The sequence below is a fragment of the Cryobacterium sp. TMT1-2-1 genome, assembly GCF_004403955.1.
In the GTDB taxonomy this organism is placed as follows: Bacteria; Actinomycetota; Actinomycetes; order Actinomycetales; family Microbacteriaceae; genus Cryobacterium; species Cryobacterium psychrotolerans.
In genome coordinates, this window is the sequence record NZ_SOHC01000019.1 from 1 (window position 1) to 5,740 (window position 5,740).

The following is a 5,740-nucleotide window of genomic DNA, read 5'->3' on the forward strand; positions in this document are numbered from 1 at the left end:
CCCGCGCAGCTGGAAACCTCACCGGCGCGGCCCTCACCGGCGCGGCCCTCACCGGCGCGGCCGCGAGCGGCGCCGACCGGGAGCCGGTGGTCGTGCTCGGCCGACGCACCGCTTTCGCACGCCGGAACGGCGTCTTCGGGGGAATTCTCGCCGACGAGCTGCTCGCCCCCGTGCTCTCGGCCGTGGTCGCCGCCGGCGGCATCCCGGCGGCCGACATCGACGACGTCATCATCGGCAACGCGGTGGGCGGCGGCGGCAACGTGGCCCGGCTGGCCGCCCTCGCGGCCGGGCTGCCGTCCCGCGTGCCCGGCATGACCATCGACCGGCAGTGCGGCTCGGGACTGGAGGCCATCGTGCTGGCCTGCCGGCTCGTGGCGTCCGGCGCGGGCAGTGCCTATCTGGCCGGCGGCGTGGAGAGCTGCAGCACGGCGCCGCTGCGTGCGCACCGGCTGACCTCGACGCCGGGGCATGCGGATTTCTTCGATCGGGTGCGCTTTTCTCCCGACGAGGTGGGCGACCCCGACATGGGCGTCGCCGCCGAGAACGTCGCCGACCGGTTCGGCATCACCCGGGAGCGCCAGGACGCGTACGCGCTGCGCAGCCACCGGCTGGCCGGCGTCGCCCAGGACACGGGCGCCCTGGCCGGCGAGATCGTTCCGGTGCACGCGGAGGCCGGCCTGGTCTCGGCCGACGAGGGTCCCCGGCGCTCGCTCACGGCCGAGCTGCTGCGCCGATTCCCGCCCGTATTCCGGCCGGGCGGCACCGTGACCGCCGGCAATTCCTGCGCCGATGCCGACGGCGCCGTCGTGGTGCTGGTCACCAGCAGGAGGGTCGCCGACAGCCTCGGGCTGACCGGCTACCTTCGCTTTGTCGACTCGGCGGTGACCGGCACGGACCCGAACCACCTCGGCATCGCCGGCGCCGAAGCCGCCCGGCTCGTCCTGGACCGGCAGAATGTCGCGAGTGCGGACCTGGCCCGGATCGAATTCAACGAGGCATTCGCGGCCCAGGTGCTCGCCTCGATGGACATCCTCGGCATCCCGGAGGAGCGCGCCAATCTCCAGGGCGGCGCGCTGGCCGTGGGGCACCCCTTCGGCGCGAGCGGCGCCCTGCTCGTGCTCAGGCTCCTCACGCAGGGTCGGGCATCCGGCCGGGCAGGCGAGCTGTCGCTGTCGGCCGTGAGCATTGCCGGCGGACTCGGTGTCGCGGCGCTCTGGCGGTGGGACGGCACCGCGCGATAACGTGCTGGCAGGGACGTCGCCGGGGAAAGGGCACACTCATCGACAGCCTGGTCATGCTGATCGGCCTCATGGGCGCCCTGGGTGCCACGGCTGCGTCCCGGTATTCGAAAGTGCTAGATCCAGTCCTCGTCGTCTTCGACGGGGCCGACGGGCTGGGTGATGGTGGCGCTGTCTTCCCCCGGGTTGTACCGGATGACCGTGCCGTCGTCGAGCTCGATCACGGGCTTGCTCTCCAGCCAGGTCAGCGTCCAGCGCCAGGTCCCGGTTTCCTCGCCGACCGCGACGAGTTCCTCCTCGACCGCCTTGACGGCGATTTCCACGACGTGGGGGAGGCCGGCGGGCACCGGGGCGCCGACGGACCAGCGTGTTCCAAGTTGCATGAGCCGGCCTAGAGCTCGATCTCGTAGGTGACCCAGCTGGTGCGGGTGGCGACATCGTCGTAGAGCTTCTGCGCGGACTTGTTGTCCGCTGCGGTGAGCCACTGCAGCTGCTTGAGGTGGTGCTCGCCGGCGTAGGTCTTCGAGAATTCGATCAGGGCCTTGCCCACGCCGGCTCCGCGCTTGCCGGAGACGACGAAGAGATCGTCGAGGAACAGGCCCCGGTCTGCGGTCAGCGTGCGAGGGTAGGCGCGGTAGTGGGCGAAACCGATGAACTCGCCCTCGTCGTTGAGGGCGACGGCGCCCGTCAGGTCGTGGCCCTTGTCGATGATCCAGCTCCACACGCGCAGGGCCTTTTCGTCAGTCAGTTCGCTCTTGTAGAACTCGCTGTACCCCTCGAAGAGTCCCAGCCAGGAAAAGAAATCCTTGTCGCCAAGCGGTCGTACCTGAACAGACATCCGGTTCTCCTTAACTTTCTGACACCGTGGCAAGCACGATACTAGTGACAGCCAGTTCGCTGCCTTCCACAAACGTCAACTCCGCAATGCGTCCCACCGCCTGAAGATCAGCGGCGGCCTGCGTGAGCAGCCCGACGTGCGAGGCGATTCCACTAATTACAGCAGATGACACGGCAGTTTTCTGCGAAGCCTTCGCATCGGTCTTTGCGCGCCGGATTCCGGTGAGGGCTCGGCTGGCCAGATCGAGCAGGGCGGGGTCGCCCGCCTCGGGCGTGGCGAGCTCGTCGGCGGTCGGCCAGGATGCCCGGTGAACCGAGCCGTCGTTGGACCAGGACCAGGCCTCCTCGGTGGCGAAGGGCACAAACGGGGCGAACAGTCGCAGCAGCGTCGACAGGGCCGTGCGGAGGGCGGCGACGGCCGAGGCCTGGGCCGGGCCCGTCTCGCCGTAGGCGCGTTCCTTGACCAGCTCGAGGTAGTCGTCGCAGAAGGTCCAGAAGAAGCTTTCGCTGGTCTCCAGCGCCCGCGCGTGGTCGTAGTTGTCGAAAGCGGTGCTCGACTGGGTGACGACGGCGGCGAGGCCGGCGAGCATGCTCCGGTCGATCGGTTCGGTCACCGGAGCGTCGGCCGCGCCCTCGAAGCTGAGAATGAACTTGGACGCGTTCAGGATCTTGATCGCCAGGCGGCGGCCGATCTTGATCTGGGTCGGGTTCATCGGGTCGAACGCGGCATCGGTACCGAGCCTTGAGGATGCCGCCCAGTAGCGCACCGCGTCCGAGCCGTGCTGCTCGAGCATCCCGGCCGGGGTGACCACGTTGCCCTTGGACTTGGACATCTTCTTGCGGTCGGGGTCGACGATGAAGCCGGACAGCGCGGCGTGCTTCCACGGCGACATCCCGTGCTCGAGCTCGGAGCGCAGCAGGGTGGAGAAGAGCCAGGTGCGGATGATGTCCTGGCCCTGCGGGCGCAGTGAGAACGGGTAGACCAGGTCGAACAGCTCGGGGTCGCGCTCCCAGCCGCCGGCCAGTTGCGGCGTGAGCGACGAGGTGGCCCAGGTATCCATCACGTCGACCTCGCCGACGAAACCGCCGGCCTGGCCGCGCTGGTCGGCCGCGTAGCCGGGGGCGGCCTCGGAGGATGGGTCGACCGGGAGCATCTCGCGGGTGGCGAGGATCGGGGCGTCGAAGACCGGGTTCGCGTCGGCATCCAGCGGGTACCAGACGGGGAGGGGGACGCCGAAGAAGCGCTGCCGGGAGATGAGCCAGTCGCCGGTGAGGCCGTTGACCCAGTTTTCGTAGCGCACCCGCATGAATTCGGGGTGCCATTCGAGGTCGTTGCCGTGGGAGAGCAGGCGTGCCCGGAGCTTCTCGTCGCGGGCGCCGTTGCGGATGTACCACTGGCGGGTGGAGACGATCTCGAGGGGCTTGTCGCCCTTCTCGAAGAACTTGACCGCGTGCACGATCGGCCTGGGTTCGCCGATGAGGTCGCCGCTCGCGCGGAGCAGCTCGACGACGGCCTGCTTGGCCGAGAACACGGTCTTGCCGGCGAGCTGCGCGTACGCGGCCTGGCCCGCTTCGGAGACGATGGCCTCGGGAACCTCGGCGATGATCCGGCCGTCGAAGCCCATGATGGCCCGGTTGGGCAGGTCGAGTTCGCGCCACCAGACGACGTCGGTGACGTCGCCGAAGGTGCAGATCATCGCGATTCCGCTGCCCTTGTCCTTCTGCGCGAGGTGGTGCGCGAGAACGGGCACCTCGACGTCGAAGAGCGGGGTGCGCACGCTCGTGCCGAACAAGTGCTTGTAGCGCTCGTCATCCGGATGCGCCACCAGGGCGACGCAGGCCGGGAGGAGCTCGGGGCGCGTGGTCTCGATCTCGATGGTGGAGCCATCCGGCTTCAGGAAGGAGACCCGGTGGTACGCGGCCGGCACCTCCTTGTCCTCGAGCTCGGCCTGGGCGACGGCCGTGCGGAAGGTGACATCCCAGAGCGTGGGCGCCATAGCCTGGTAGGCCTCGCCGCGCTCGACGTTGCCGAGGAACGCCGACTGCGAGGTGACCAGCGAGTCCGGGCCGATCGTTCGGTAGGTCTGGGTCCAGTCAACGCTCAGGCCGAGGGTGCGCCAGAGCGCCTCGAACTGCTTCTCGTCTTCGATCGTGAGTCGCTCGCACAGCTCGATGAAGTTACGGCGGCTGATCGGCAGCTGGTCGGCGGCCTTGGTGCTCTTGCCGTCGCCGCCCTCGAAGGGGGCGACGAAGTCGGGGCTGTAGTGCAGCGAGGGGTCGCAGCGCACGCCGTAGTAGTTCTGCACGCGCCGTTCGGTGGGCAGGCCGTTGTCGTCCCAGCCCATCGGGTAGAAGACGCTCTTGCCGCGCATGCGCTGGAACCGGGCGATGACATCCGTGTGCGTGTACGAGAAGACGTGGCCGATGTGCAACGACCCGGAGGCGGTCGGCGGCGGGGTGTCAATCGAGTAGATGTTCTCGCGGGTCGAAGACGACCGGTCGAAGCGGTAGGTGCCTGCCTCTTCCCAGCTGCCGCCCCATTTTGCTTCGAGCCCTTCGAGGGCCGGCTTGTCCGGAACGCTGGCGATGGGCATGGTTCTCCGATTCGATCTGTGCGGCACCGTGTCGATGGTGAAGTGCCTCAAAAGCTGGGACGTTCCCAGTCCTCCAATCTAAGCCCATCCCACCCCCGCGAAACCGCAGTTGTGCGCGCTAAACGGCACGAATAACGCGCACGACTGCGGTTTCGCGGGAAGAAAGTCAGGGGAGGCGGGGGACGGCGGAGAGGAGGCGGCGGGTATACGGATGCGTGGGGGAGGCGAAGACGCTCGGCGCGTCCGCCTGCTCCACGATCCGGCCCTCGTTCATCACCGCGACCCGGTCGCTGACGTGCTGCACCACCCCGAGGTCGTGCGAGATGAACAGCAGGCTGAGCGCCAGCTCGCGCTGGAGCTCGTCGAGCAGGTCGAGGACCTGCGCCTGCACGCCCACATCGAGGGCGGAGACCGGCTCGTCGCAGACCAGGATCTGCGGCCGGGAGGCGAGGGCGCGCGCGATTCCCACCCGCTGACGCTGGCCGCCGGAGAGCTCCAGTGGTCTGCGGTCGAGCAGTGCGGGGGACAGCCGCACCCGGTCGAGCAACTCGGCCACCCGGGCCTCGGCTTCCCCATTGTGGGCGCCGAACAGGGCGGGCCGGCCGGTGCCGGGCCGGCGCGGACCGTCGAGGGCGACGGCGTGGCGCAGGATGTCGCGGACGCTCAGCCGTGGGTCGAAGGAGCCGAGGGCATCCTGGTAGATGGCGCCGACCGAGGTGCGGAGCGGTCGCCTGTCCTGCTCTGACACCGAGCTCCAGGGCCGGCCGAGCACCCGCACCTCGCCGTGGTCCGGGGCGCTGAGCGCCAGCACGAGGCGCGCGGTCGTGGTCTTGCCGGAGCCGGATTCTCCGACGATGCCGAGCGTCGTGCCGCGCTCGAGCCGGAACGAGACGTCGTCGACGGCGAGCAACCGCGTGCCGCCCGGCATCTGGAACCCCTTCGTCAGGCCGGTCGCCTCGAGCACGATGGCCGGGCCGATGTCGGGAGCCGCGGCACGTGCCGGTCGCGGCGTCGCCGAAGCCGCACTCGCAGCCGCTGCCGCAGCCGTCGCAGGCGCCGCGGGCCCGGCCG

5 protein-coding genes are annotated in these 5,740 nt (G+C 69.6%); 1 reads left to right on the forward strand and 4 read right to left on the reverse strand.

Annotated features, from left to right (window positions below; translation table 11 throughout):
* The first annotated feature begins 92 nt into the window (after positions 1 to 92).
* Positions 93 to 1,241 (forward strand): thiolase family protein, encoded by a 1,149-nt coding sequence (locus tag E3T33_RS02425; RefSeq protein ID WP_347233191.1) that lies wholly within the window; start codon positions 93 to 95, stop codon positions 1,239 to 1,241.
* A 113-nt stretch (positions 1,242 to 1,354) separates the two neighbouring features.
* On the opposite strand, the gene E3T33_RS02430 is transcribed toward E3T33_RS02425, so the two are convergent.
* From E3T33_RS02430 to E3T33_RS02445, 4 genes are all read right to left on the reverse strand, one after another.
* Positions 1,355 to 1,621 (reverse strand): hypothetical protein, encoded by a 267-nt coding sequence (locus tag E3T33_RS02430; protein WP_092323807.1) that lies wholly within the window; start codon positions 1,619 to 1,621, stop codon positions 1,355 to 1,357.
* A gap of 8 nt (positions 1,622 to 1,629) precedes the next feature.
* Entirely contained in the window at positions 1,630 to 2,076 is a 447-nt protein-coding gene (locus tag E3T33_RS02435; protein ID WP_092323808.1) for a GNAT family N-acetyltransferase, read from the reverse strand.
* Positions 2,077 to 2,086: 10 nt separating this feature from the next.
* Positions 2,087 to 4,669: a valine--tRNA ligase gene (gene valS / locus E3T33_RS02440; protein ID WP_092323810.1), complete on the reverse strand. Its 2,583-nt coding sequence runs from the start codon at positions 4,667 to 4,669 to the stop codon at positions 2,087 to 2,089.
* Between the two features lie 166 nt (positions 4,670 to 4,835).
* Positions 4,836 to 5,740, reverse strand: a 905-nt coding sequence (locus E3T33_RS02445) for an ATP-binding cassette domain-containing protein (protein ID WP_134574657.1), incomplete at its 5' end; no start/stop codon positions are given.